Genomic DNA, 25,736 nt, shown 5'->3' on the forward strand with positions numbered 1-25,736 from the left:
TTTCAAACCCCTTTATAGGCTTTACGATAAATATCTGCCAACTCTGTAACTAATGGTAATTTAGGGTTAGCTGTTGTACATTGATCCTCAAAAGCCCGGTCCGCTAAATAATCCACTTTTGCTTCAAATTCTTTTGCATCTACGCCTTGGGCAGCAATACTCATAGGAATATTCAGTTCTTTCCCTAGTCTAATTACTGCCTTCACAAAGTTGTCTACACCTTGTTCAACTGTATTTGCTGGCAATCCAAGAATTCTGGCAAGCTCTGCATAACGTTCATCTGCTTTAAAGTATTCATATTTAGGGAATGACATGAATTTTTTTGGTTTCTCTGCATTATATCTGATAACATGTGGCAATAAAATTGCATTGGAACGACCATGTGCGATATGGAATTCGGCTCCTAATTTATGTGCCAAGCTATGGTTAATTCCTAAGAACGCATTTGCAAACGCCATACCAGCAATCGTAGAAGCATTATGCACTTTTTCACGTGCTTCTTCATCATTTCCATTGCGATATGCTCTTGGTAAATATTCAAAGATCAATTGAACAGCTTTAACTGCTAATGCATCTGTATAGTCATTTGCCATATTTGATACATATGCCTCCACAGCATGTGTTAGTACGTCCATACCTGTATCTGCTGTAACGGATGGTGGAACTGTCATCACAAATTGTGGATCAATGATTGCTACATCTGGTGTTAGCTCATAATCTGCTAAAGGATATTTAATATTTTGCTCTTTATCTGTAATAACCGCAAAGGATGTTACTTCAGAACCAGTACCAGAAGTAGTTGGAATTGCCACAAATTTAGCTTTTCCTCCCAACGCTGGATATTTATATACTCTTTTACGGATATCTAAGAACTTTTGCTTTAAGCCGAAGAACTCTTCATCTGGATGTTCGTAGAATAACCACATTCCTTTTGCTGCATCCATTGGAGATCCCCCACCAAGAGCGATAATACAATCTGGCTGGAATTTAGCCATCATTTCTGTTCCTCTAACAACTGTTTCAATAGATGGATCTGGCTCTACATCGGAAAATACTTCTACTTGCACTAGATTTGAACGTTTTCTTAAGTTATAAAGTAATTTATCTACATATCCAAATTTGACCATATATGGATCAGTTACGATAAACACCCTAGAAATGTCCTTCATTTTTTGTAAATACTGTACAGAGTTTTTCTCAAAATAGATTTTTGATGGAACTTTAAACCATTGCATATTTACATTCCTTTTTGCTAGTTTTTTTACATTCAATAAATGAATGTCTGTTACGTTAGTAGATACAGAGTTTTTACCATAAGATCCACAACCAAGTGTTAAAGATGGCATGAAGGCATTGTAGATATCACCGATCGCACCCTGAGAAGATGGTGCGTTGTTAATAATGCGGCATGCTTTCATTCTTAGCGCAAAGCTTTCGATTACTTTTGGATCTTCAGAGTGAATAACTGCTGAGTGTCCTAAACCGCCAAATTCTAGCATTTCTTCTGCACGTTTGATTCCTTCTTCTGTTGATTCTACTTTATAGCATGCAAGGACTGGACTTAATTTTTCTCTTGATAGCGGGTAATTTGGTCCCACACCCTCTAATTCTGCAAGAAGTATTTTAGTATCTTCCGGAACTTTTACTCCTGCCAATCCTGCGATATAATGAGCAGATTTACCAACGATATCAGGATTTACAGCACATGTGTTTTCATTAATTACTAGTTTTTCTACTTTAGCTAATTCCTCTTTATTTAAGAAGTAACAGCTATTACGAACTAATAGATTTTTCACTTCTTCATAGATTTCTTTATCAATGATTACTGCTTGTTCAGAGGCACAAATCATTCCATTATCGAATGTTTTAGAAAGAATTAAATCAGTGACTGCTCTTTTAACTTTTGCTGTTTTTTCAATATAACAAGGTACATTACCGGCTCCAACTCCCAGTGCTGGTTTGCCACAGCTGTATGCAGATTTAACCATACCTGGTCCACCAGTTGCAAGAATCAGCGCAATATCGTTATGGTTCATTAGTGCTTTTGTTGTTTCAATCGAAGGCTTTTCAACCCATTGAATACAGTTCTCTGGTGCTCCTGCTTTTACAGCTGCATCCCTTAAGATTCGAGCCGCTTCACTGCTGCATTTTTGTGCAGAAGGATGGAAAGCAAAAATAATTGGATTGCGTGTTTTAATAGCAATAATAGCTTTAAACATTGTAGTAGATGTAGGATTTGTAACAGGTGTTACTCCTGCAATCACTCCAACTGGATCAGCGATTTCGACAATTCCTGTTTGTTGGTCCTCATTTATTACCCCAACTGTACGATCATATTTAATATTGTGGTATATATATTCAGTAGAGAATATATTCTTTGTTATTTTATCTTCATAAATACCTCTTCCGGTTTCTTCTACTGCTAGTTTAGCTAAATACATATGCTTATCTAAGCCAGCAAGAGCCATTGCTTTTACAATTTCATCTACTTGCTCTTGATTTAAGGACATAAACTCCTTTAGTGCTTTTTTTCCTTTCGCTGCCATTTCATCAATAACTGCTTGCACATCAACTTGTTCATTTTTCCCTTTTACTTCTTTTTCAACAACTGACATTGTAGATCCCTCCAATTATAGAGAATGATAATTATGTGAATGTTTTCACATATAACTTTAAAGAAAAAACCACTTTACAAAAGCAGTCTGTTTGTGATTATTTTCACAAATTCTTCTTTAAAGAAAAACTACTAATATAGTAGTTTAATTTTCCTACCAACTTACAGTTCTTGTTGCTTTTTTGCAAATTCTCGTTAGTTTTTCTTTACATGCTTATCATATAACGACTCGCAAAAACCTTCAAGCCTATTTAAATAAAATTGTTCATATTTTCACAAACTTGTTCACATTTTATTCAAATTTGAAATATCCCTTTATTTTTTCTATAATATTAAATGTGATAAATTCAACAATGAAAGGGTTTACAATGTGAATAAAAAAATAGTTAAGTCAAATACCAATCATGATACCTATCATTTCATTATCCATGTTTCCTATCAGTTATTTATGGAATTAGGATATCGGAAGGTTAGTACAAGGATGATTGCAGAACATTGTGGAATTACACAGCCAGCTTTATATCATCATTTTAAAAATAAACAAGATATTTATAAAGAAGTAATTAATACATCTATAAAGCAAACAGAACATGCTCTCTTAAACATTACGAAAGAATTTGAGAATCTTGAAGAATGTCTCTATCAAATTGCTATTTACTTTTTAGAAAATTATCAAGAGGATTTAATGCAAATGTTTCATGACTTACAGCATGAAATGCCGTCTGATGTCCAAACACATTTAAGAATTCGCTGGCAGGAAGGATTTTTGAATCCCATTATACATGTATTTGATCAAGAGGAAAAAAACAATGCAAATATTTCCTACAATAAAATAGACACTAATAGCAAAGAAATTGCCTTGATGTTTCTTCAATATATTCAAACAGCAATGCAGCCTTCTTATATGAAAGAACTATCTTCTAATCAACAAAAAAAAGAAATCCAGCGAAAGGCAAAGTTAATTGTTCATTTATTTTTATTCGGCCTAGTAGATAGGTAATGATTTTGTAAAAAACACTTCATTTCTTTCTGTATTAATTATATACTCAACTTATCAATCGATAAGTTTTTTTACATCTTACTTATCGATTGATAAGTTACGTCTTTAAGGAGTGGAAAAATGAAACATTATATTCAGCGATATTTTACTGCAGTAACCAGTAAAAAGGGAAAGTGGATTACTTTAATTGCCTGGCTTCTCCTTGTCGGAATAGTAAGCATGTTTTTACCTCAGGCTAGCTCACAGAAAAATGATTTAGCTAGAAATATTCCCACTACTGCTTTATCACAGCAGGCAGAGGAAAAAATGAAAGAAGAATTTCCCAATGAACAAGGAACGCCGGCATTAATTGCTTGGTATCGATCAACAGGATTATCTAATCAAGATTTACAACAAATCCAAGAGCTTACCAAACAACTAACAGAGAAGCCGCTAATCCATCAAGAAATGATTATTCCCTATCATCAACTACCGATAGAGGCAGTAAAGCGACAAATTTCTGAAGATGGAACAACATTCGTTCTCCCGCTTTTATTTGAAAATAATTTAGCAACAAGTGAACTCAAGACAGGTGTTCAGGAATTAGAAAAAGCTGCTAGTAACTTATGGGGAGAAAATCCTTTTAACACCTCTATAAAAGATGAAACAAAATTACATGCAAGAACAACCGGTCCAGTAGGTATCTCTATTGATGCGACAGAGCTGTTTAGCCAAGGTGACTTATCATTACTCATTGGCACAGTTATGATAGTTTTAATTTGTTTGCTTGTCATTTATCGTTCTCCAGTATTAGCGTTAATCCCGCTAATCGGAGTTGGAATCGCTTATGGAGTTATCAGTCCTTTACTTGGCTTCTTAGGTGAGTTAGGGTGGATTGAATTTGATTCTCAAAGCATTGCTATTATGACCGTATTGCTTTTTGGAGCCGGTACAGACTATTGTTTATTCATTATCAGTAGATATCGTACGTTACTAACACAAGAATCAGTAAAGGAAATTGCGATGCAAAAAGCCTTAAAACGTTCTGGCGGAGCCGTGGCGATGAGTGGTTTAACAGTATTTTTCTCCCTCATTGCATTATTATTAGCTCAATATGGGGCAGTTCACCGATTTGCCATTCCATTTAGCTTATCTATACTCATAATGATGATTGCTAGTTTAAGTATTGTCCCTGCCATTTTAGCTATTATCGGGAGACTATCTTTTTATCCATTCGTTCCTAGAACAGAAGAATTATTAGCAAAAAAGGGCATGAAAAAAACAGCGAAAAAAAGAAAATCACTTGGAAACGCGATTGGTACAGTAGTAACAAAACATCCATGGAAAGTGACGATTCTCACGACAATATTACTTGGAATTTTTGCTCTTTTTTCTCTTAAAACAGAGTATACGTATGACTTATTATCCTCATTTCCGGATGATATGCCCTCAAGAGAAGGCTTTACTTTAATTGAAGATCATTTTAATGCAGGGGAACTTGCTCCCTTATCGGTTATTATTAACACCGAAGGAGAAGCTGTAAAAGTCGAGGAGTCATTGAAGCAATTAGATTTTATCGCAAAGGTTTCAGAGGGTGAAGCAGGGAAAAAGAATCCTGATTTAATCAAATATTCAGTGGAGCTTCAAACTAATCCTTATTCAAATGAAGCGATGGATAAACTACCAGCAATTCGGGAAACATTGGAAGAAGTGCTTCAGGAGAATAGTATCAAAAATGCGAACGATAATGTTTGGATTGCTGGAATTACTGCAGAGCAATACGATACAAGAGAATTAACAAATGATGATGCGCAAATGGTCATTCCTGTTATTTTAACCATGATTGCCATCCTTTTACTTATTTATTTACGCTCTATAACAGCAACCATCTATTTGATTGCAACCGTTCTGCTTTCCTATTTTAGCGCATTAGGATTGGGCTGGATTATCCTTCATTACGGATTCGGAGTGGAGGCAATTCAAGGATTAATTCCGCTATACTCTTTTGTATTCATTGTGGCATTAGGAGAAGATTATAATATCTTCATGATTTCAAGCATATGGAAGAAACGCAAAGAAAAGCCCCTCTTACAAGCGGTGAAAGAAGGTGTAGCAGAATCTGGCGGTGTTATTACTTCTGCTGGAGTCATTTTAGCTGCTACCTTTATGGTACTTACGACTTTACCAATGCAAGTACTTGTCCATTTTGGAACCATAACTGCAATCGGAATTGTGCTGGATACCTTTATTGTAAGACCATTTTTAGTGCCTGGAATAACTTCCCTATTAGGAAATGCTGCCTTTTGGCCAAGCAAGAAACTACATGTAAAAGAAAAAGAATAGATTATTTATTCCTCCAAGTCCTGTCTCACCAGAAAGCTTGGAGGATTTTCTTCTCTCCCTTCCATTTAGTCCTTCTTTTTTTAATTTATTTGATTTTCTTAAAACAAAATCCCCTTTCCATACGTCTATTCCTTGTAAAACTTAAGTTATTACGTATTTCTTCCATAAAGGAGCTCTTCTATGTTAAACAAAAATAAAAAAGAAACGGAGTTAATTACATTTATTATGGATCATAAGGAAAGCTTCTACCGATTTGCATACTCTTATGTACGGAATCAAGAAGATGCCTTGGATATTGTACAAGACTCTATTCATAAAGCGTTAAGAAAACAACATCAATTAAAAGATACTGCTATGATGAAAAGTTGGTTTTATCGTATTGTCGCTACAACGTCTCTTGATTTTTTGCGAAAAAAGAAACGGTGGTATGTGGCAGACGATGACAGTTTAGAAGTGCTTGCTTCAAGTTCTGTCGATACTTACAAAAATTTAGATTTAGAACAAGCAATGAATCAACTTCCACCATCTTATAAAACCATTGTGATTCTTCGTTTTTTTGAAGATTTAAAGCTCGAAGAAATCGCTTCTGTATTAGATGAAAATATAAATACAGTAAAAACAAAGCTTTATAAGGCACTAAAAATACTTCGTATAGAAATGAAATAGTGGAGGAATATAATGGATAGAAAATTAGAAAAGATGAAAAAGGATTATTTAAATATACCCATACCAAATGAATTGGAGAAACAGACACATAAATCGATTAAACGATATCGTACTTTGAGAAGTGTTTCAAAAAACGCTATCTTCTTAGCTGCTTCCATCCTTTTATTCATTACAACGGTTAATATAAGTCCGGCAGCAGCAAGCACCTTATCAGATATCCCTTTTTTAAACAAAGTCATTAAGGTCGTTACAATAACAGAGTGGAAAGAAACGAAAGAGAACAATCAGCTTGATATCAAAACACCTGAAGTAACTGGCTTAGAGAATAAAACTCTTTCACAGACATTAAACCAACAATACGTTCAAGAATCAAAAGAGCTTTATTCTAAATTTCAACAAGAAACAGCAAATGAGAATGGAAACTACTCGCTCGAAAGTGGCTATATCGTTAAAACAGATGATGATTTGTTATTATCGCTGGGTCGATATACGGTCGAAACAAAAGCATCTGCTGCAGAATCTATTCACTATGATACAATCGATAAACAAAACGAACTGTTAATTACATTACCAAGTTTATTTAAAGATGATTCTTACATTGATGCTATTAGTTCGTACATTTTACATGAAATGAACAAGCAAATGAAAGCAGACACCGGAAGCTATTTCATAAAAAATGATACCGATCCAGAAGGATTTGATAAAATCGATCCACACCAAAATTTCTATATAAACAAACAGCATAAATTGGTCATTTGCTTTAATGAATACGAAGTAGCACCTGGATATATGGGAACAGTTGAATTTCTCGTTCCATCCGAGGTAATAAAGGATTATTTAGTAAGTGATTTATATATAAGATAATTGGTTATCAATGATAAGTCAGAGGATAGGATTTATTCCTTCCCTCTGACTTTTCTTCTTTTATAATTGAAAAGTTTTCCTCTGGCAAACTGTTTTCTCTTCCTCATACTTTTGTTGATAGGTATAAAAACGTTGCTCTAGACCCACCCTATAGTGACTTGATATGATTAGTGAGGTAGTTAAGGAGGCATTTGCAATGGATAAAAAATATGCAGACTTAAAGCTCGGAGAACGAGCCGCGATATTAAGCATTATTACATATATTATTTTAGCATCAGTGAAATTAATTATTGGAAATAGCACAGATTCGCAAGCTTTAAAAGCAGATGGATGGAATAATTTCACCGATATTATTGCTTCTGTTGCCGTTTTAATTGGCTTGCGACTATCTCAAAAACCAGCTGATAAAGACCATCCTTATGGTCATTGGAAAGCGGAAACTGTTGCTTCGTTAATTGCTTCCTTTATTATGATGAGTGTTGGATTACAAGTATTATACCAAGCAATCTCTTCCTTCTTTACTCATTCTAGACAAGCACCTGATTTAGTGGCAGCATATACAGCTATCGCCTGTGGTGCTGTTATGTTCTTTGTCTATCGGATCAATTTACGATTAGGAAAAAAAATAAATAGCCAAGCTGTAAAAGCAGCAGCGAAAGATAATTTTTCTGATTCGATAGTTAGTTTTGGTACTGCTGTCGGCATTTTTGGAGCACAATTAAACTTGGAATTTTTAGATCCACTAGCGGCTTGTATCGTTGGCCTGTTAATTTGTAAAACAGCTTGGGGAATTTTCCGAGAAACCACTCATTATCTGACAGATGGTTTTGATGTTTTATTGATTGATAAATATAAAAAGACCATTTTGCATACAGATGGCGTTAAAGCTGTAAAAGAAATTAAAGCGAGAAACTATGGGAACAGCCCAGTTGTGGATGTTGTTATTACTGTTAATCAGAAACTAGATATTACCGATGCCCATGATATCTCTTCTGCTGTAGAGAATGCTTTAATAAATGAATTTAATGTATTAGAGGTCCATGTCCATATTGAGCCAGACGAAGAAAAACAATAAAAAAACAAATGAGATAGTATTTAGAAGTATAACGGAGAAATCTGGAGATCGACTTTTTTAAGTAATCCCCAAATACAAAAAGGCGGAATTTTCCTCACTATAGGCTAATGCTGCCTTTTGCTTTTTTGAGTATCATGAGTATATATGAGCACACACACTATTATGTTGTATAGAGTAAGAAAATAGCCAACTCATTGAGTTGGCTTACATCATTACTCTTTAACTCGTTCCAATAAAATATAAAATAATAATATGTATTGGATAAAAGAAATAGAAAAAATATTTTAAGCCAACTCCTTTTTCCCCATTATAAAAATAGAGCAATGGCAAAGCTAAAATCATCATCCATTGGAAGTCTGCAAACGGAAGTAAAAGTCGGGAAAACCAATTTAAACTACCTCCCCATTTTTCATATACTAAAAAGATAAAAAGGCAATAAATCGAATAGCTTATTACTAGTTGTTTTTTATTTCTAAATAAATAAAAAACAATACCTAATAAAACGAACAAGATTCCCCCTTCTACATGCAGTACATTTCCAAATATAGCTCCATAAAAAGGATATGTCAGAGCTGCATTTAATATAAATATTTCTTTAAAGAGGGTAGAAAGCACCGTACTTATCATCTGCCATATTAAGTAGATACTGAAATATCTCCAACTTCGCTTATCGATTACATAAATTAATAATGCAATTGCAAATAATGTCGCAAAAAAATTATTAGTAATTCCTACTCCCGTATTATAATTTTGATTAATAAACACATTAATGCAAGCCATGATAACACTAGCAATATACAAACGGAAGAGATATCGATGTTTATTAGATGTGTGAGTCATACCTATTATCACAAAATAAATAAAAATCGGTGCTGCTATTCTCCCTACCCATCTTAAATATACTGGAGTACCAGGAATAAATTCCCCTATATGATCTATTAGCATAAAAATTAAAGCTATTATTTTTATTAAAGTAGTATTCATGATCATCTCCTTAATGAAGAAAAGCACCTATAGAACTAGGCGCTTTATATTTGTCATTTAGTGTTTTTTATTATTTATATTTAAACTTAGAATTTCATGGTTGTCCAAGTAGATGATCTTACATTACCTACCTTTTACATAAATTCCAGCTTTTTTTACTAGAACCATCTACATATTTTCGAATCCAAATTCCTCGTTTTTTACTATCCATTTAATTTAGGCAAAAATATTAATATGCTTTTGCCCAATATACTAATTTATTAGCTTTTTTGCCACAGCATACACAAGTATCAGCGATGGTTTCTTGCTCAAAAGGCATACATCTAGATGTTGCACTTGTTTCTTCCTTTATTTTATCTTCACACGCTTGATCTTCACACCACATTGCTTTAATAAATCCTGGCTTTTCTTTTGCCGTCAACTGTTTAAATTCATCAAAATTTACAGCAGTATGAGTGTTTTCTTCTCTATGATCTGTGGCTTTCTTTAACAAGTTGTCTTGGATATCTGTTAATAATTGCGTTATTGTTTCTTCTAATCCATCCATAGAGACAAATTGTTTCTCTCCAGTATCTCTTCTCACAAGAACCACTTGATTTTTCTCGATATCTTTTGGTCCCACTTCTAGACGGAGAGGAATTCCTTTCATTTCATACTCATTAAATTTCCAGCCTGGCTTTTTATCACTTGCATCGATACCAACGCGGAGCGAATTACTTAGTTTCTTCTGTAAATCGTAGGCAAAATCCAATACCCCTTCCTTATGCTGGGCAATTGGAACAATCATTACTTGTGTTGGTGCAATCATTGGCGGTACTACTAAGCCGCGGTCATCCCCATGAACCATAATCATGGCACCAATGATTCTTGTCGTAAAGCCCCATGATGTCTGCTGAACATGCTGCAAGTTGCCATCTCTGTCCGAGAACTGAATTCCAAAGGATTTCGCAAAGCCATCGCCGAGATTATGCGAAGTACCTGATTGTAATGCTTTGCCGTCATGCATCAGGCTTTCAATTGTATAGGTGTATTTCGCGCCTGCAAACTTTTCTTTTTCTGTTTTACGCCCTTTGATCACTGGAAGCGCCAAGTACTTTTCGCATATTTCGGCATAGACCTGAAGCATTTGAATTGTTTCTCTATCTGCATCCTCTTCCGTTTCATGACATGTATGCCCTTCTTGCCATAAAAATTCTAAAGTACGTAAGAATGGACGTGTCGTCTTTTCCCAGCGCACAACATTGGCCCACTGATTATATAGCTTAGGAAGATCGCGATAGGAATGAATAATATTTTTATAATGCTCTGCAAAAAGCACTTCTGATGTTGGGCGCACACAAAGTCTTTCTGCTAATTTCTCGTCTCCGCCATGTGTAACCCATGCTACTTCTGGAGCGAATCCCTCAATATGATCTTTTTCTCTTTGTAAAAGGCTTTCTGGAATAAATAATGGCATATAAACATTCTCATGCCCTGTTTCTTTAATACGTTTATCTAAAGCTTCTTTAATATTCTCCCAAATCGCTGTTCCATATGGTCGAATAATCATAGAACCTCTTACACTTGAATAATCGATTAGTTCCGCTTTTGTCACTACATCTGTATACCACTGGGCAAAATCATCTTCCATGCTAGTAATGCTTTTTACAAAATCCTTCGCCATTTTAAAGGGCCTCCTATTTTATCTGTGTTTTATTTCAAGTGGTCTTTTCTTAGTAAAAGACCATAAAAAAAAACTTTGCTATTCATTAGGGACCAATTAATGGCGGTACCACCCTAATTCAAAGCAAAGCTTTACACTCTTCCATGTTAACGGTATTGAACCGCTGAATCTTCTTAAACAAAGTCTATTCGATACAGAACGAAAAAGGCAGGTTCAACAGGTAAGCCTATAGGTCCTTTCAGCATTTAGACCCTCTCTTTTTATAGACATTGCTGCATACTAATCCTTTTTATAGTTTCATTATTCATTTCTTTGTGAAAAATCATATCGGATAGAAACATTATTGTCAATATAGATTTTTTTATTCTTTTTTAACCGATAGGGTATTTTTGAAAAATGGCGAAGGAGTAAGTGGCTTCTCTGTGTGCTTTTAGGCATAGAAAGTGATTATCTGTACCTTCTTCTTCTTTGAGTTCTTGCCTTTGGGCAAAGAGAGTGTTTCTCTGGCCCCTTAAATATTATCCTCTTGAATAAAAATTTAGCGCTGCTTGCAGTGCTTGGCCTGCAGGGAGTTTTACCCCATGTCTAATGAGGCATGCCTCTAAACTCGCAAGCACAAATAAGACATTTTCTTTGCGACAGCTATAGCCCATTGTTCCAATTCTCCATATTTTTCCGTGTAATGGACCGAAAGAGCTGGCTATTTCTACTCCAAATTGCTCAAGCATCATGCTACGAACAGATTCTGCATCAATCCCTTCTGGAACGTTGATGCATGTTACCGTTGGCAGCTTCCACCTTTTATCACCGAACAATTCAAGACCCATTCCTTTTATTCCTTCTATTAGCGCTTGTTCATGATACTGATGACGAGCAAATCTATTTTCTAATCCCTCTTCTAAAACAATTCTTAATCCTTCATAAAGAGCATATAACATGGTAGTTGCTTCTGTATGATGATTCAGCCTTCGCGGGCTCCAATAATCCTGCAATTGTGCCAAATCTAAATAATTCGAGCGAATTGGGGCATGAGCATTTATCTCTGCTAGTTCAATATCAGTAGCTATTCCTCTTTCTACTTTCTTCCGTGCAATTAACACTTTTTCCACTCGATCATTATACGTAATAGGGGCATTTCCAGATGGAACAGATAAACATTTTTGATTGCCCCCAATTACTGCATCTATATACCAATTATCTGTTTGAACATCTACTCCTCCAATTGTTGCAACAGCATCAACGATAAAGAGAATATCTTGTTCTCGACATGCTTTGCCGACCTCTTCTAATGGCTGCATACACCCTGTTGATGTTTCTCCATGAACAAGAGCAACTACTTTCGGTCTCACCTTTTTCATTTCTGCAATAATTACTTCTGGATCAAAAACCTCGCCCCATTCACACTGGAGCAAATGAATCTCAGCCCCATATCTTTCAGAAATTTCCGTTATCAAATGCCCAAATCTTCCGTAAATTGGAATTAACACTTTATCTCCTGGCTCGATGACACTGGCCAATACAGCTTCCAGCCCAGACCTTGATGTTCCATCAACTGGATATGCCCATTGATTTTTAGTTTGGAAAACTTGTTGAATCATTCTCATAACATCATTCATGATGGAAGTAAATGCAGGATCAAATTGTCCCAAAATAGGTGTGCTTAGCGCCCTTAACACTCTCGGATCAACCTCCACTGGTCCTGGTGTCATAATTGTTCTTAAGGGTGTGTTTAGTTCTAAAAAAGTCACTATGCTACTTCCTTTCCTTATCTATATTATTGGTAAATCCCTCTACTTGGGGAATAAGTGATTACTTCTTCGTTTTTCATACTGTTATTTAATTGATGAAAACCACTCTTTCCTTTCTTCTCTCACTTTTCGGTTTTCATCGAACTCCTGAACACCACTTTTTCCTTTCCTCTCTCACTTTTCGGCTTTCATCAACCTCCTGTACACCACTTTTTCCTTTCCTCTCTCACTTTTCGGCTTTCATCAATCTCCTGTACACCACTTTTTCCTTTCCTCTCTCACTTTTCGGCTTTCATCAATCTCCTGTACACCACTTTTTCCTTTCCTCTCTCACTTTTCGGCTTTCATCAACCTCCTGTACACCACTTTTTCCTTTCCTCTCTCACTTTTCGGCTTTCATCAATCTCCTGTACACCACTTTCCGCCTTTCCTGCGCCTTAAGTATGTTCGATCTAAAAAATCAATAAGCCAGACGGTGTAGTAATTCTATAAGGACAACAACCCCATTTTTTAAATCTTCTAGTTTCGTATGTTCCTTTGGTGAATGACTGATTCCATTTACACTAGGAACAAATAGTAACGCTGTCGGGCAATAGGTTCCGAAAATTTGTGCATCGTGACCGGCACCACTAATCATTTTTTGATAAGGAATATCTATTTCCTCCACAATTCTCTCCGATAGCTGCGTTAATTTAGCGTCCATTGCAACGGCCTTAACATCCAGCCATTGATTCCATCCTACTTCCATATCAGCAGTCTTACCTCTCTGTTTAAAATAAGCAAAAATTTTCTCACAATAGTAATCTAGTACTTCTTCTTGGTGGTGGCGGACATCCAGTGTAAACGTAACCTCTTTGGCAATCACATTAGGAATATTAGGAACTGCCTGTATTTTCCCCACTGTCGCCATTAAGTGAGCGTCTATTTCCGTAACTTGTTTAATAGCATATGTAATTAATTCTGCTGCAAGATGTACACTGTCCTTCCGATAGAGCATTGGGGTTGTACCTGCGTGGTTACTCTCCCCCATTACTTTGATTGTAAATCTTCTTTGTCCTACTATATGAGAGACAATCCCTATAGACTTCTGCTCTTTTTCTAAGACAGCCCCTTGTTCTATATGTATTTCTATAAAGCATTCAATATCCTCTCGCTTTACTTGTTTTTCATCTGGCTGCAAACCCGCCGATGTCATAGCTTGAGCAAAGGAAATATTTCTTACGTCAGCTAATCCTTCACAATCCCTTTTAGTAAATTTTCCTGTTACCGATCCAGATCCCCAGAAAGCTAAAGGAAATCTACTCCCCTCTTCCTCACATAACGAGACTACTTCTACTGTCTTTTTTGGTTTGCCATAATGCTTCTTCAAATAATTGACAGCGATAAAACTCGCCATAATCCCGAAGGCTCCATCGTATTTTCCGCCATCTACAACAGTATCAATATGAGAACCTGTTAATATAGCTTTCTCCTCTTGATCTGTTCCTTCTAACCTGCCAAATAAGTTGCCAACGCCATCAAAATAAGGATTCAAACCACTTTCTTTCATTTTTTGAAAAAGAGAATGTTGTGCTAAGCGCCAGTTTTCATCATAGAGAAGTCGTGTAACTCCACCACTTTTCGTCTTTCCAAATCGAGCAAGCCATTCTAGCCAATCCCCTACCTCTTTTGTTTCAATATCAATAGTTGTCTTCATTGATTCCGCTCCCCTCCCTGATACTCTCCCCACATTCAAAATAAAAAGAAAGGACTCTCCTCTCTCCTTTTGTTATTTTCTAATAATATTTAAAACTACTTAAAACGCACTCATATTATGTAACCATTATTTTAATAGTCACCTGCTAGCAATTCATTAGACAAAATGTTAGAATTATCTAAATAGTTTGTATAAAATAACTAAAGAAGCTTCTTGATTAATTGGATTACTTTAGGAGGGATACATTTGAAATTAGCAGAGATATTACAAAAACCTGCCTTTAAAGAGGTGCAAGTAATTGCAGGTCACAAGGGATTAAATAAAGACATAAAGCATATTACCATGATGGATGCACCTGATATCGTCGACTTCTTAAACCCGAACGATTTATTAGTCACTACTGCCTATCATCTTAAAGATAATCCTGGTGTTCTGCTCTCCTTAATAAAAAGTATGCATAAAAGAGATTGTACAGCCTTAGGAATTAAGTCCAAGAGATTTTTAGGACATATACCACAAGAGGCGATTCAATTCGCTGATGAAATAGGATTTCCCCTATTAGAAATACCTTTAGAAACTTCACTAGGGGAAATCGTTAATGCTTCTTTAAACTATATGTTGAGTCAAAGAACAGCAGAGTTAACCACTGCCTTTGAAACTCATCGAAAATTTACGCAGCATATTCTGAAAGGAAAAGGGATAAAAAGGCTTATTGATGACTTATCTCAAATGATTAACAAGCCGATTGTTTTACTGGATGCCCATTTCCAATTACACACTTCTTCTTATAATCGAACATCCATCGATAACTTTTTTAGCTCTCTCCATGCAAAAGGATTTGAATTTTTATTAGCTAACGCACCTTATTCATGTTTTTCGAGTAGAAATACAGAAGAAGTGTTTACCATTTTCCCCATTTATACTCATATGAGAAAACCAGCTTTTTTAGTTGTTCTGGGAGAAATCCCCATGAAAGATCACAGCTTACTTCTTACGATTGAACAGGCAACTAACGTGCTTTCTTTTGAGCTAATGAGGGAAAATACAGTGAAGCAATATACTAGAAGAGCAAGAAATGACTTCTTCGCTCACTTTATGGAAGGAAAGTTTAGCTTTGCTGAGGAAATCGAAAGCAGAGCAAAAGAATTTTTCTTAAAAAAAGAACAGGCTTCCATCGCAATAATTGGCAAATTGGATAGCGGCGATCAATATAAATCTTTCACACAGCATTCTGTTGAGGTAGATTATGTATATGAATTTATCGAAACAGAAATAAAAAAGGCACCTTTCGCTTCTCAGCTTTTTCTTATACAAGATCATTGTATTATTATCATGGAAGTTACCCATTCCTCTTATGAGCTAGACAAAACCATTCTTCCTTATTTACAAAATATCCAAACCTATCTTGCGAACACATTTAAAACAAGTATCTCATTCGGTATCAGCAATGTTTATCAGCGTCTGTTAAATTTACCCAATGCTTATCAGGAGGCGCTTAGTGCTTTACATACTGGACAGCTTTCTGGAAACACGCCTTTTATCCAGATACATCGACCAAAGGATGCCTTTGAAATGTTAAGAATCATTCCAACAAAGGATCTGCAGGAATTTTATGACCATATCTTCCATTCTTTTTCTAACAGTCACCAGCAAGAAGAAGAACAAATATTACTCCATACATTATCTGTTTACTTAGAGACCCATTGCCAAATCTCTGAGACGGCGAAACGACTTTATGTACATCGTAATACAGTAATTTATCGCTTAGAAAAATGTGAGGATCTCTTAGGAAAAAGTCTTAAGGATCCAGAGACTACCTTCCACCTTCGTTTTGCTTTTCGGATTAAATCGATTTTAAAAATGAATGAAAGAAAAAAACAAATACAAATCTAAAAAGCTTCTTTAACGTCTTAGATATATAATCTATATTTTCTAAATATTTTGTGTAATGTAACCAATGACTTCTTTCTTCTCGCTGCTTATGATGTTAATTAACATAACAATATGTGTTAATTAAATGGCACAAGGAGAAGGAGTGTTCATATTGCCTCAAAATAACGAAAAGGGATTACAAATTTTTTCTTTAGGTCTTCAACATGTTCTTGCTATGTATGCTGGTGCTATCCTTGTTCCACTATTAGTTGGAAGAGCATTGAATTTAACAACCGAACAACTAGCTTATCTTGTTGCAATTGATCTTTTAACATGTGGAATTGCGACATTGCTCCAAGCCTGGAAAAACCAATATTTAGGCATTGGCTTACCAGTTGTACTAGGTAGTTCATTCGTTGCGGTTACTCCGATGATTTCGATCGGAACAAATTATGGAGTCACTGCTATTTATGGAGCCATTATTATTACAGGAATTTTTATGATTATTTTTGCTCCCTTTTTCAGCAAAATTACCAAGCTTTTTCCTCCAGTTGTAATTGGAACAGTTGTAACTATTATCGGTTTATCTCTTATCCCATCCGGTATTAAAAATATGGGTGGAGGAGCAACAAGCAAAGACTTTGGCTCCATTGAAAATTTGATTTTGGCATTCGGTGTCCTATTATTCATTCTTTTGTTAAACCGGTTTACAAAAGGATTTATACAATCATTGTCCGTCCTAATTGGAATTATTGCTGGTACTATCATTGCTGCTGTTCTTGGTAAGGTGAACCTTACCCCAGTAAGAGAAGCTAGTTGGTTCCATTTTCCTGAACTATTTTATTTTGGGACACCCAGCTTTGAAATTGGGCCAATTCTTACTATGCTAATTGTCGGTTTAGTTATTGTGATTGAATCAACTGGTGTCTTTTTCGCACTAAGTAAAATAACGGAGACTCCACTAAGTGAAAAGGATTTAACGCGTGGGTATCGTGCCGAGGGTTTAGCCATTACTATAGGTGGACTATTTAATGCTTTTCCCTATAATACCTTTGCTCAAAACGTCGGTCTTGTTCAGCTATCAAAAGTCAAAACAGTAAATGTCGTGATTGCGGCAGGAGGAATTCTTGTTTTTTTAGGCTTCATTCCTAAGGTTGCGGCTTTTGCCACTATTATTCCGACACCAGTATTAGGCGGAGCAACCGTTGTTATGTTTGGAATGGTTGTTGCTTCTGGCATCAGAATGCTGAGCAAAGTTGATTTTACCAATCAGGCTAACTTATTAATCATGGCTTGCTCTATTTCTGTCGGTTTAGGAGCAACAGCAGTTCCTAATTTATTTGACCAGCTTCCTTCCGCCTTAAGAATCATTGTAAGTGATGGGATTATCACAGGAAGTCTGGCTGCCATTTTATTAAATCTTCTTTTTAATGTTAAAACAAGTAAGAAAAGCTCTAATGCCTCTCTCTTGAGCAAACAAATAGGCGAAACACATACATTGTAAACAAAAAGAGGCTGCCATTTGGCTCGAGCCTCTTTCTCTCTCTCTTTATTGTTTATCAATAATCGTCGCTTTCATGGTTTTCAGCCTTACATCTTCTGGATTAACTTGAATTCTTGCTACATTTGTTTCCATTGCTGCTTTTGCCACAGCTGAAGCAACAGCGGGAGCAACTCTAGGATCAAAGGGACTTGGAATTACATAATCTTCATTCAACTCGGCATCCGCAACTAATCCTGCAATCGCTTCTGCTGCTGCTTTTTTCATTTCTTCATTAATAGTGGTCGCACGAACATCTAAAGCACCACGAAAAATACCTGGAAAGGCCAATACATTATTAACTTGGTTCGGAAAATCTGATCTTCCTGTTCCAACTATGATGGCGCCCGCTTCTTTCGCATGTGCAGGACTTATTTCTGGTACTGGATTTGCCAGTGCAAAGATGATCGCATCCTTATTCATTGTCTGTACCATTTCTTTCGTTAAAGTGTCTGCTACAGAAACGCCAATAAATACATCTGCTCCTACCAAAACATCTCTCAGTGTACCTGTCGCCAACTTAGCATTCGTATATGCTGCTACAGATTCTTTCGCTGGATTCATCCCAGCTTTCCTGCCAGCAAAGATCGCCCCTTTTGTGTCACATATAATCATATTAGTTACACCATAAGAGTTGAAAAGCTTGGTAATAGCAATGCCTGAAGCGCCAGCACCATTTATTACTATTTTCAAATCCTTCATTTCTTTCTTTACAATCTTAAGGGCGTTCAGAAGTCCCGCCAAAGCTACGATTGCTGTACCATGCTGGTCATCATGATAAACAGGAATGGCTAATTCTTGATTTAATCTTTCTTCAATCTCAAAACACTGCGGAGCAGCAATGTCTTCAAGGTGGATGGCACCAAAAGTAGGAGCCATTAGTTTAACTGCTTCTACTATCTTGTCTACATCTGTTGAATTTAAAGCAATTGGGAAGGCATCTACTCCTGCAAAACTTTTAAGCAATATTGCTTTCCCTTCCATTACTGGCAATGATGCCTCAGCACCAATATTCCCCAAACCAAGTACGGATGTACCATTAGTGATAAGTCCCACCATATTGCCCTTCATGGTAAAGTCATAGACAGTTTCCGGGTTTTCAAAAATTTCTTTACATGGTTCTGCTACTCCTGGAGAATAAGCTAAACTTAAATCTTGGGCATTTTTCACTTCCACTTTTGCATGGATTTCCAATTTCCCTTGTTTGACTTGATGCATATGTAAAGCATCTTCTCGTAAAGACATTCTATCTCTCCCTTATTTCTGTAACATGATTGCATCCTTCCATTGGATGCATTTCTTAGATAAGGATTCCCCTACCTATCTACGATAATATAACGTAGAAACAAAAAAAGAAACGCTTTCAAGCAAAAATAAAGATATCTTTAAAACAGCTCCAAAGCATTTCCATAAACTGTCATTATCCTTCCGTTACAAGGGAACTTATTCTACATAAATCCCCTATATCTAAAGCATTATCTGTTCTTGTGCTCCACGCTAATTTGATCTTGCTCATTTATTGAAATTAATACGTCTACCATATTAATAAAAAGGCCATTCTCTACTACCCCTACTATATTATTCAAGTCTTGATGTAATTGAGTGGGGTTTTGGATAGTAGGAAAGGAACAATCTATAATATAATTTCCGTTATCTGTTACGAAGAGCTCGCCATCTTTCTGCCGTATTGCTGTTTTGCAGCCGAATTTTTGAATAGCTTTCTCTGTATGTTCATAGCCAAAAGGTACGACTTCAATCGGCAGAGGGAATTTCCCCAATGATTGCACTTTCTTACTTCCATCAGCAACTACAATAAAGGTTTTAGCAGCATTAGCAATTATTTTCTCACGCAATAATGCTCCGCCTCCCCCTTTTATTGCAAAGAAGTTATCATCAATTTCATCCGCTCCATCAATAGCAATGTCTAATTGCTCCACTTCATTTATATCAACCAGCTGAATTCCACATTCACTGGCTAACTTTTCTGTAGCCTTTGACGTTGCTACACCTTTTAATTCCATCCCTTCCTTAATCATTTCTCCCATTTTTTTTATCACATAATAGGCAGTAGTTCCCGTGCCTAGTCCCACTGTCATCCCATCTTTCACAAATTGAACGACCGCTGCTTCTCCGACTATTACTTTTTCATCCTGTCTTTCCATTCTGTTCACCTACACACTTTTATTGTATTCATCCAAATAGTTATCCTCCTTCTATAATAGATGATAACGCCTTCTCTTTCATCTATTTTCCTTAGAAATTTTCTCCTAAATATACTTTTACTTTATTTTTCATTTGTACCATTTTATCTGCATTCTTCCTATAGATTGCTTTTGCTGCTGTGTTATCCGTTTGCAAGGAGTACAATTCTACGGTCTTTCTTGCGGCTCTGCCAGTTCCATCTTATCAACATATATATCAATCGTAAGTTCCCCATAGGAATTGACCCGTCCTAGAAAAACGTTCTCAAGTGTTACATCTAGCTTATCTAATTCCGTCTGCAGCCATGAAGCGGTCTTTTCTATTTTCGTTAAAGACTCATAAACAATCTTGCCATCCATTATGACTGTTTGCGGTGCTTTTTCCCTTGCACTTTTATATTTAATACACTTGCAACTGAATTTCATGTTTCATTTCACTAACTAACACCATCGCTTCATGAAAAGCTTTCTGGGCCGCTTCCTCCCTGAAATGAAGTGCAAAGACAGATAGCTGGGATTCAATTCCTTTTAAACTTGCTAAAGTTTGCTTCCCTTCTGATGCAATAATCATATTTTCCTCCATAAAAGAAACCATTATATATTTTTTGAAGGGAAGTTATTCCGCTAGAAAGCTTTTTGATTTCTGTAGAATATATTTCTACATCGATTTTCAAATTTGCATGAATGGATGACAGTTATGCTGTCCGAATTCTTTCTTGTTCCTTTTTATATGATTTCATTTCCTTTCTTTGTTATTCCTCAAAAAAATGCCAATTTGCAGAGTCATATTTCTTATGGCTTTCATTTGAAACTTTTTTGCGCGTTTATCGTATTAATTACTAAACGATACAAGGGAGTTATATGATGATTGTTATTGTGATTGTATTAGCTATATTCTTGATTTCCTTAGCTGGAATTATCACGGATCATTTAGAAAAAAGGACTAAGCTCAACAGAGCAATCCTAAAAGATCAATTAGAGCTTGAACGATTAAAACATGAGAATTTTTTATTGGAAACAGAAAAAATGAAAGTAGAAGTGGAAAAAATGGAGAAGGAAAACAACTTATTAGAGAGGAAGTAATGATGAATCCTATTAAGACGAAAACCGGAGTACACTTCCTTTTCGGGTGCGTGTACTCCGGCTGAATCAATCCTGTTCTATTAAAGACATTGACTATATGATTTTTCATTATATAAACAATAACAAACTTACTGCCATCACAGCCATTCCTGCTATCAGGCCGTATATGGATAAGTGGCCTTCGTCGTATTTTTTAGCTGCTGGCAGTAATTCATCTAAAGAAATGAATACCATGATTCCTGCTACTGCTGCAAATATGAGACCGAACATAACATCATTTAAAAATGGCATTAAGATGAGAAAAGCAACTAATGCACCAACAGGCTCCGCTAATCCTGATAAAAACGAAAGTTTAAACGCCTTTTTTCGATCACCTGTTGCAAAGTAAATGGGTACTGCCACCGCAATCCCCTCTGGAATATTATGTATGGCGATGGCAACAGTGATTGCTACCCCAAGTCCTGGATCTTGTAAAGCTGCGGTAAAGGTTGCAATTCCTTCTGGAAAGTTATGAATAGCGATTGCCAATGCTGTAAAACTTCCCATCTTTAATAAAGAATGATCCGTCCTTTTTAGATTGGATTTATTAATTTCCTCTACTTTCTTTAATTCATGTGGGTTTCCTTGCTCTGGAACAAATTTATCAATCAATGCAATAAGTAAAATTCCGCCAAAAAATCCCGCCACCGTAAGCCAATTCCCTGTTTGTACTCCCAATGATCCGACTAATGCATCCTTCGCCTTCACAAAAATTTCAATCATCGATACATAAATCATTACTCCTGCTGAAAAGCCAAGCATCCAAGAGAGAAACTTTGTGTTTGTAGTGGATGTAAAAAAGGCAAGTATACTTCCTATCCCAGTAGCAAGGCCAGCTAATAAAGTTAAACCAAAGGCAATTAATAAATTTTCGGGCATTTAAATCCCCCTTTATCTTCCAAAATATTTCTGCATTTTTTCATTTATATAAAATTTATATCTTAATTAAAAAAAGTTTCACTCAGGAAAAATTTTAACTAAATTCCAAATATTCGTCAATCTATAACATTATGTATTATAGGTAAATTATTTTTATCTCCAAGCTATTCTTCCTACCTTTTTATCCTTCTTCCCCTAACCATTAACATCACTTAATACATTTATACGCAAAAAAATCACTTTCTTTCCTTCCTTTTTGTTTTTTCGAAACTTGCTTCATTCTTTCTAAGTAATAGTCTTATTTTTATTGTTCATCCCTTTATACACTCTTTTTACTCCTTCCGTAATAATAGTACTTCCTATTAAATCAATAAGGAGATTGCCATTAATCATTTTAACTAAATAATAAGACAAAGTACCGATTCCCATATCCAGCATTAAAAATTTTTTCAATTGCGAAAATTCTACAACCACAATCATTAACTCTTTTCTTCTAGTTTCTTTCATTTTCCGCATCTCCCCTTTGCATTTAGCGTATGAAAGCAAGAGATTGTCCGATGTCCTTAATTAATTTCAGGCGATAATCTTAATGGCAAAATAAAAAGTCCAAATCAAAAGTGATTTGAACCTTTTACCTATCTATCAGCCTAATATACTACTGAAACTGAAACTGAAATTGAACTTTCACAGTAATATCGATTATTTTGCCTTTACATATTCAGCAGACTTCACACCAGCCTGACGACCAAAGATAATTATTTCTGCAACAGAATTACCGCCAATTCTATTTTCTCCGTGAAGTCCACCGGTAACTTCCCCTGCTGCAAATAAGCCTGGGATTGGTGCTCCTTCTTTATTAAGGACTTCTGTGTTTGTATTAATTTTTACTCCCCCCATTGTATAATGGATACCTGGGGCAATTTTAATAGCATAGAATGGAGCTGAAGATAAATCATTGTCTATTCCTGTTGTTCTTCCGAAAGCTTGATCATCCTTATTCTTAACGGCACTATTCCATGTTTCTAGCGTTGAAGTTAACTCGTCAGCAGAAACATTCATCTTTTCTGCTAGAGCCTCGACTGTTTCTCCTTCTAATACAAATCCCATTTTTTTATACTGATCAGTAGCTTTTACACGAGATTTCACCCCAGCATCAAACACTAAAAATGCCGCTTTTTCTGGAAGCTCATTGATTGCCGCAGTAACTTTATCACGCGTGTCTAATTCGTTTGTAAATCTTTTTCCTTCTGCAGAGACCATTATCCCACCTTCTCCACGAATCGCTTCTCCTATTAAATAGGATTCATCTTGCTGTACAGTTGGATGGACTTGGATTTGATCTAAATCAACGGTTGTCCCACCTAATTTTTCAATCATTTTAATTCCGTCACCTGTACTACCAGCTTGGTTTGTTGTCACATAGTCCCCTAAATCACTTCTTACTTCTTTAATCATTTCCATATTGGCGCCGAATCCACCAGTAGTGATAACAACGGCTTTTGCAGCAATTGCTTTTTCATCTGTTTGATTGAATAATACACGGACACCATTTACATTCCCGTCTTTTTCTGTTATTTCTTTCACATCTGCATTAACGAATAGTGGTATATCCTTTTCTTGCACATTTTTCAGTAATCCATCTACAATGTACTGCCCAACTGCTGAGCCATCTTCAGGACGATGTGTACGTTTTTCGCTCATTCCTCCTGTAATCGTTAAATTATTCAAACGGATACCAATGGAATCTAACCAATCAATAGCACTTGCAGAATGATCAACAAAGAATCGTAACATCTCTTTATTATTCGTTCCATGACCACCCTTTAATGTCTCTTCATAAAAACTATCATTATTATCCTTAATGCCTTGCTCTTTCTGAAATTTTGTTTCTGATGCATTCATTCCAGAAGAAGCCTTTGTTGTATTTCCTCCTGCAACCGGCATTTTTTCAAGGATAACCGGATTTAATCCTTTGGCCTTCGCTTCCAATGCAGCAGTCATTCCAGCTCCGCCAGCACCTACAATGATAATATCATAGCCCTCTTTAAGTTCTTCATATGGCGTATAACTAGTTTTTGATGCTCCTGATACCGCTTCTGCTTCCTTATCCTTTTTTTCTTGCTTTTGCGTGTTACTTGCTTTGTCGTTTCCACAACCAGCAAGGACAAGCACTAGGGAAAAAACTAAGATAAGCATAGATGTTATTCTTTTTTTCATCTTATTACCTCCATATAGCACCTACTCTATTCATTACTCCGGTACTTTCATCTACCAAAGTATAGCATCAAAAACATAGTTTGTGCATAAGTTCACAAAAAAGTTAAAAATTCATTTACCTGTTACAATTAGGTATATCAAAAAGGCTGCCGATACTCTTACAAAAAGCATATCGACAGCCTAATTTCATCTTTTTATCGTTTTATTAATACAGATAATTCCCCTGAAAATACTTGCTCTTCTTTATCATTGTACGTCTTAAGCAATACAGTAAGAATACCGGTAGCACTTTTATTAGCTTTTTTTTCAAGAACTTTTACAATCGTATACAACTTATCACCGGGATATACAGGCCTAATAAATTGTATATTGTTCATCCCGGTACCGGCAATAACATCCTCACCATATTTCTCTTCTTCGACCCATAGTTTAAAGGAAATAGCTAAAGTATGAATACCTGAAGCAATTATGCCATTAAATCTTCCTTCTTTCGCCTTCGCTTCATTTACATGCAAATATTGCGGGTCAAATTCGCCTGCAAACTTTATAATCTCTTCTTTCGTTAATGTAAGCGCCTTTGTCCGAAAAATTTGTCCGATTGTAAATTTATCTAGTTTCATCGTTACTTACCTCTTCTTCTAATAAATACTATTTTTTCTCTAAACCAACGTACTGGATTCACAATTAATAATGATTATACTAATTTTTATCAATTGAAATTACTGATCTTATTCTTTTTATGAATATCTTCTGTCCCTGCTTCGATAGCTTTCCTATAATAATTGCATTTATGATTAACAACTTCCATGGTCTGTTTCAACTCTTCTATCTGTGCTTCTACTGCAGCTTTTCGTTCCAGGAACATCTCATATCTTTGCTGTAAAGTGGAATCCCCTTCCGAACACCAAGCGATAAAATCTTTTATCTCCTTAATCGGCATTCCTGTTGCTTTTAAACATTGAATAACTTTTAATGCCTCTATATCTGATTCTTTAAACAATCTGTTTCCATTAGCATCACGAGTTACAAAAGGCATCAGTCCTTCCTTGTCATAGTATCGTAAAGCATATATAGTAAGATTTAATTTTTTGGCTGCTTCACTGATCGAATATGTTTTCATTCGCTTTCCCCTTTCCACCTACGGATCAAGATTTTGCATTAACTCTGTGATTTAAGCAGAATCCTATCATGACAGATGACCCCTGTCAAAGATTTACGAAGAAAGAACTATTTATATAACTATTGATACTTTTCACTTGCCCTAGAGTTAACT

At 35.8% G+C, this 25,736-nt stretch carries 23 protein-coding genes and 1 other annotated feature; of the genes, 8 read left to right on the top strand and 15 right to left on the bottom strand.

All coding sequences use genetic code 11. The features are described 5' to 3' along the window. Positions 1-2: 2 nt before the first annotated feature. Positions 3-2,615, bottom strand: coding sequence for a bifunctional acetaldehyde-CoA/alcohol dehydrogenase (gene adhE / locus BCI01S_RS17500; protein ID WP_047943756.1), 2,613 nt, complete (start codon positions 2,613-2,615; stop codon positions 3-5). A gap of 369 nt (positions 2,616-2,984) precedes the next feature. Here adhE and BCI01S_RS17505 point away from each other — a divergent pair, with 369 nt between their 5' ends. The 5 genes from BCI01S_RS17505 (at position 2,985) to BCI01S_RS17525 (ending at position 8,541) form a co-directional block, all read left to right on the top strand. Next, the gene (locus tag BCI01S_RS17505) at positions 2,985-3,614 is read left to right on the top strand and encodes a TetR/AcrR family transcriptional regulator (RefSeq protein WP_047943755.1); all 630 of its coding nucleotides are present in this window, start codon (positions 2,985-2,987) and stop codon (positions 3,612-3,614) included. Positions 3,615-3,734: 120 nt separating this feature from the next. Beyond that, positions 3,735-5,936, top strand: a complete 2,202-nt coding sequence (locus BCI01S_RS17510; RefSeq protein WP_061800367.1) for an MMPL family transporter — start codon at positions 3,735-3,737, stop codon at positions 5,934-5,936. Positions 5,937-6,116: 180 nt separating this feature from the next. Then, positions 6,117-6,602 carry an RNA polymerase sigma factor SigV gene (sigV, locus tag BCI01S_RS17515; protein ID WP_047943753.1) on the top strand — a complete coding sequence of 162 codons (486 nt, stop codon included), beginning with the start codon at positions 6,117-6,119 and terminating at the stop codon, positions 6,600-6,602. A gap of 12 nt (positions 6,603-6,614) precedes the next feature. Continuing rightward, positions 6,615-7,466, top strand: a complete 852-nt coding sequence (gene rsiV, locus BCI01S_RS17520; protein ID WP_061800368.1) for an anti-sigma-V factor RsiV — start codon at positions 6,615-6,617, stop codon at positions 7,464-7,466. A gap of 196 nt (positions 7,467-7,662) precedes the next feature. Continuing rightward, positions 7,663-8,541 (top strand): cation diffusion facilitator family transporter, encoded by an 879-nt coding sequence (locus tag BCI01S_RS17525; protein ID WP_047943751.1) that lies wholly within the window; start codon positions 7,663-7,665, stop codon positions 8,539-8,541. Positions 8,542-8,760: 219 nt separating this feature from the next. On the opposite strand, the gene BCI01S_RS17530 is transcribed toward BCI01S_RS17525, so the two are convergent. The 4 genes from BCI01S_RS17530 to BCI01S_RS17545 form a co-directional block, all read right to left on the bottom strand. Next, positions 8,761-9,525: a TraX family protein gene (locus BCI01S_RS17530; protein WP_061800370.1), complete on the bottom strand. Its 765-nt coding sequence runs from the start codon at positions 9,523-9,525 to the stop codon at positions 8,761-8,763. A 229-nt stretch (positions 9,526-9,754) separates the two neighbouring features. Beyond that, positions 9,755-11,188 (bottom strand): proline--tRNA ligase, encoded by a 1,434-nt coding sequence (gene proS, locus BCI01S_RS17535; protein ID WP_061800372.1) that lies wholly within the window; start codon positions 11,186-11,188, stop codon positions 9,755-9,757. Positions 11,189-11,272: 84 nt separating this feature from the next. Further along, positions 11,273-11,490: a binding site (T-box leader), on the bottom strand. Positions 11,491-11,706: 216 nt separating this feature from the next. After that, positions 11,707-12,897, bottom strand: coding sequence for a pyridoxal-phosphate-dependent aminotransferase family protein (locus BCI01S_RS17540; protein WP_061800425.1), 1,191 nt, complete (start codon positions 12,895-12,897; stop codon positions 11,707-11,709). Positions 12,898-13,396: 499 nt separating this feature from the next. Then, positions 13,397-14,632 carry a Zn-dependent hydrolase gene (locus BCI01S_RS17545; RefSeq protein WP_061800373.1) on the bottom strand — a complete coding sequence of 412 codons (1,236 nt, stop codon included), beginning with the start codon at positions 14,630-14,632 and terminating at the stop codon, positions 13,397-13,399. Positions 14,633-14,878: 246 nt separating this feature from the next. Between BCI01S_RS17545 and BCI01S_RS17550 the strand changes: the two genes are divergently transcribed. Beyond that, positions 14,879-16,525 carry a PucR family transcriptional regulator gene (locus tag BCI01S_RS17550; RefSeq protein WP_061800374.1) on the top strand — a complete coding sequence of 549 codons (1,647 nt, stop codon included), beginning with the start codon at positions 14,879-14,881 and terminating at the stop codon, positions 16,523-16,525. A 151-nt stretch (positions 16,526-16,676) separates the two neighbouring features. Continuing rightward, on the top strand, positions 16,677-18,008 hold the full coding sequence (locus BCI01S_RS17555; protein WP_373694334.1) for a nucleobase:cation symporter-2 family protein: 1,332 nt from the start codon (positions 16,677-16,679) through the stop codon (positions 18,006-18,008). Positions 18,009-18,053: 45 nt separating this feature from the next. Here the strand turns inward: BCI01S_RS17555 and ystJ are convergent, their stop codons facing one another. From ystJ to BCI01S_RS24875, 5 genes are all read right to left on the bottom strand, one after another. Then, positions 18,054-19,289 (bottom strand): NADP-dependent malic enzyme, encoded by a 1,236-nt coding sequence (gene ystJ / locus BCI01S_RS17560; protein ID WP_061800383.1) that lies wholly within the window; start codon positions 19,287-19,289, stop codon positions 18,054-18,056. 230 nt (positions 19,290-19,519) lie between these two features. Beyond that, positions 19,520-20,206 carry a ribose-5-phosphate isomerase RpiA gene (gene rpiA / locus BCI01S_RS17565; RefSeq protein ID WP_061800385.1) on the bottom strand — a complete coding sequence of 229 codons (687 nt, stop codon included), beginning with the start codon at positions 20,204-20,206 and terminating at the stop codon, positions 19,520-19,522. A 91-nt stretch (positions 20,207-20,297) separates the two neighbouring features. Continuing rightward, positions 20,298-20,411, bottom strand: a complete 114-nt coding sequence (locus BCI01S_RS26030; protein ID WP_082810087.1) for a DUF1657 domain-containing protein — start codon at positions 20,409-20,411, stop codon at positions 20,298-20,300. Positions 20,412-20,413: 2 nt separating this feature from the next. Then, positions 20,414-20,671, bottom strand: coding sequence for a YetF domain-containing protein (locus tag BCI01S_RS17570; RefSeq protein WP_061800387.1), 258 nt, complete (start codon positions 20,669-20,671; stop codon positions 20,414-20,416). After that, positions 20,646-20,816: a DUF1657 domain-containing protein gene (locus tag BCI01S_RS24875; RefSeq protein ID WP_082810088.1), complete on the bottom strand. Its 171-nt coding sequence runs from the start codon at positions 20,814-20,816 to the stop codon at positions 20,646-20,648. Before BCI01S_RS24875 ends, BCI01S_RS17570 begins: the two co-directional genes overlap by 26 nt. 293 nt (positions 20,817-21,109) lie before the next feature. Between BCI01S_RS24875 and BCI01S_RS17575 the strand changes: the two genes are divergently transcribed. Next, complete coding sequence (locus BCI01S_RS17575) at positions 21,110-21,328, top strand: hypothetical protein (RefSeq protein WP_061800389.1); 219 nt, start codon at positions 21,110-21,112, stop codon at positions 21,326-21,328. Positions 21,329-21,436: 108 nt separating this feature from the next. Here the strand turns inward: BCI01S_RS17575 and zupT are convergent, their stop codons facing one another. The 5 genes from zupT to BCI01S_RS17600 all read right to left on the bottom strand — a co-directional run bounded on the left by zupT (position 21,437) and on the right by BCI01S_RS17600 (position 25,583). Further along, entirely contained in the window at positions 21,437-22,246 is an 810-nt protein-coding gene (zupT, locus tag BCI01S_RS17580) for a zinc transporter ZupT (protein WP_047944888.1), read from the bottom strand. 285 nt (positions 22,247-22,531) lie between these two features. Next, positions 22,532-22,753, bottom strand: a complete 222-nt coding sequence (locus tag BCI01S_RS17585; RefSeq protein ID WP_061800391.1) for a hypothetical protein — start codon at positions 22,751-22,753, stop codon at positions 22,532-22,534. Positions 22,754-22,945: 192 nt separating this feature from the next. Then, on the bottom strand, positions 22,946-24,463 hold the full coding sequence (locus tag BCI01S_RS17590; RefSeq protein ID WP_061800393.1) for a flavocytochrome c: 1,518 nt from the start codon (positions 24,461-24,463) through the stop codon (positions 22,946-22,948). A gap of 194 nt (positions 24,464-24,657) precedes the next feature. After that, complete coding sequence (locus BCI01S_RS17595) at positions 24,658-25,083, bottom strand: MaoC family dehydratase (RefSeq protein WP_061800395.1); 426 nt, start codon at positions 25,081-25,083, stop codon at positions 24,658-24,660. 89 nt (positions 25,084-25,172) lie between these two features. Then, positions 25,173-25,583, bottom strand: a complete 411-nt coding sequence (locus BCI01S_RS17600; RefSeq protein WP_047944882.1) for a MerR family transcriptional regulator — start codon at positions 25,581-25,583, stop codon at positions 25,173-25,175. Positions 25,584-25,736 lie beyond the last annotated feature (153 nt).

This window comes from Niallia circulans NBRC 13626 (genome assembly GCF_001591585.1).
GTDB lineage: Bacteria > Bacillota > Bacilli > Bacillales > Cytobacillaceae > Niallia > Niallia circulans.

What these genes read in the sequence shown, in the direction of transcription:
- BCI01S_RS17530 (WP_061800370.1), bottom strand. Translation starts at nt 9,525, where the DNA reads ATGAATACTACTTTAATAAAAATAATAGCTTTAATTTTTATGCTAATA.
- BCI01S_RS17510 (WP_061800367.1), top strand. Translation starts at nt 3,735, where the DNA reads ATGAAACATTATATTCAGCGATATTTTACTGCAGTAACCAGTAAAAAG.
- BCI01S_RS17590 (WP_061800393.1), bottom strand. Translation starts at nt 24,463, where the DNA reads ATGAAAAAAAGAATAACATCTATGCTTATCTTAGTTTTTTCCCTAGTG.
- BCI01S_RS24875 (WP_082810088.1), bottom strand. Translation starts at nt 20,816, where the DNA reads ATGATTATTGCATCAGAAGGGAAGCAAACTTTAGCAAGTTTAAAAGGA.
- sigV (WP_047943753.1), top strand. Translation starts at nt 6,117, where the DNA reads ATGTTAAACAAAAATAAAAAAGAAACGGAGTTAATTACATTTATTATG.
- rsiV (WP_061800368.1), top strand. Translation starts at nt 6,615, where the DNA reads ATGGATAGAAAATTAGAAAAGATGAAAAAGGATTATTTAAATATACCC.
- BCI01S_RS17595 (WP_061800395.1), bottom strand. Translation starts at nt 25,083, where the DNA reads ATGAAACTAGATAAATTTACAATCGGACAAATTTTTCGGACAAAGGCG.
- zupT (WP_047944888.1), bottom strand. Translation starts at nt 22,246, where the DNA reads ATGCCCGAAAATTTATTAATTGCCTTTGGTTTAACTTTATTAGCTGGC.
- rpiA (WP_061800385.1), bottom strand. Translation starts at nt 20,206, where the DNA reads ATGGAAAGACAGGATGAAAAAGTAATAGTCGGAGAAGCAGCGGTCGTT.
- BCI01S_RS17585 (WP_061800391.1), bottom strand. Translation starts at nt 22,753, where the DNA reads ATGAAAGAAACTAGAAGAAAAGAGTTAATGATTGTGGTTGTAGAATTT.
- BCI01S_RS17525 (WP_047943751.1), top strand. Translation starts at nt 7,663, where the DNA reads ATGGATAAAAAATATGCAGACTTAAAGCTCGGAGAACGAGCCGCGATA.
- BCI01S_RS17575 (WP_061800389.1), top strand. Translation starts at nt 21,110, where the DNA reads ATGATTGTTATTGTGATTGTATTAGCTATATTCTTGATTTCCTTAGCT.
- adhE (WP_047943756.1), bottom strand. Translation starts at nt 2,615, where the DNA reads ATGTCAGTTGTTGAAAAAGAAGTAAAAGGGAAAAATGAACAAGTTGAT.
- ystJ (WP_061800383.1), bottom strand. Translation starts at nt 19,289, where the DNA reads ATGTCTTTACGAGAAGATGCTTTACATATGCATCAAGTCAAACAAGGG.
- BCI01S_RS17540 (WP_061800425.1), bottom strand. Translation starts at nt 12,897, where the DNA reads ATGACACCAGGACCAGTGGAGGTTGATCCGAGAGTGTTAAGGGCGCTA.
- proS (WP_061800372.1), bottom strand. Translation starts at nt 11,188, where the DNA reads ATGGCGAAGGATTTTGTAAAAAGCATTACTAGCATGGAAGATGATTTT.
- BCI01S_RS17570 (WP_061800387.1), bottom strand. Translation starts at nt 20,671, where the DNA reads ATGAAATTCAGTTGCAAGTGTATTAAATATAAAAGTGCAAGGGAAAAA.
- BCI01S_RS17600 (WP_047944882.1), bottom strand. Translation starts at nt 25,583, where the DNA reads ATGAAAACATATTCGATCAGTGAAGCAGCCAAAAAATTAAATCTTACT.
- BCI01S_RS17545 (WP_061800373.1), bottom strand. Translation starts at nt 14,632, where the DNA reads ATGAAGACAACTATTGATATTGAAACAAAAGAGGTAGGGGATTGGCTA.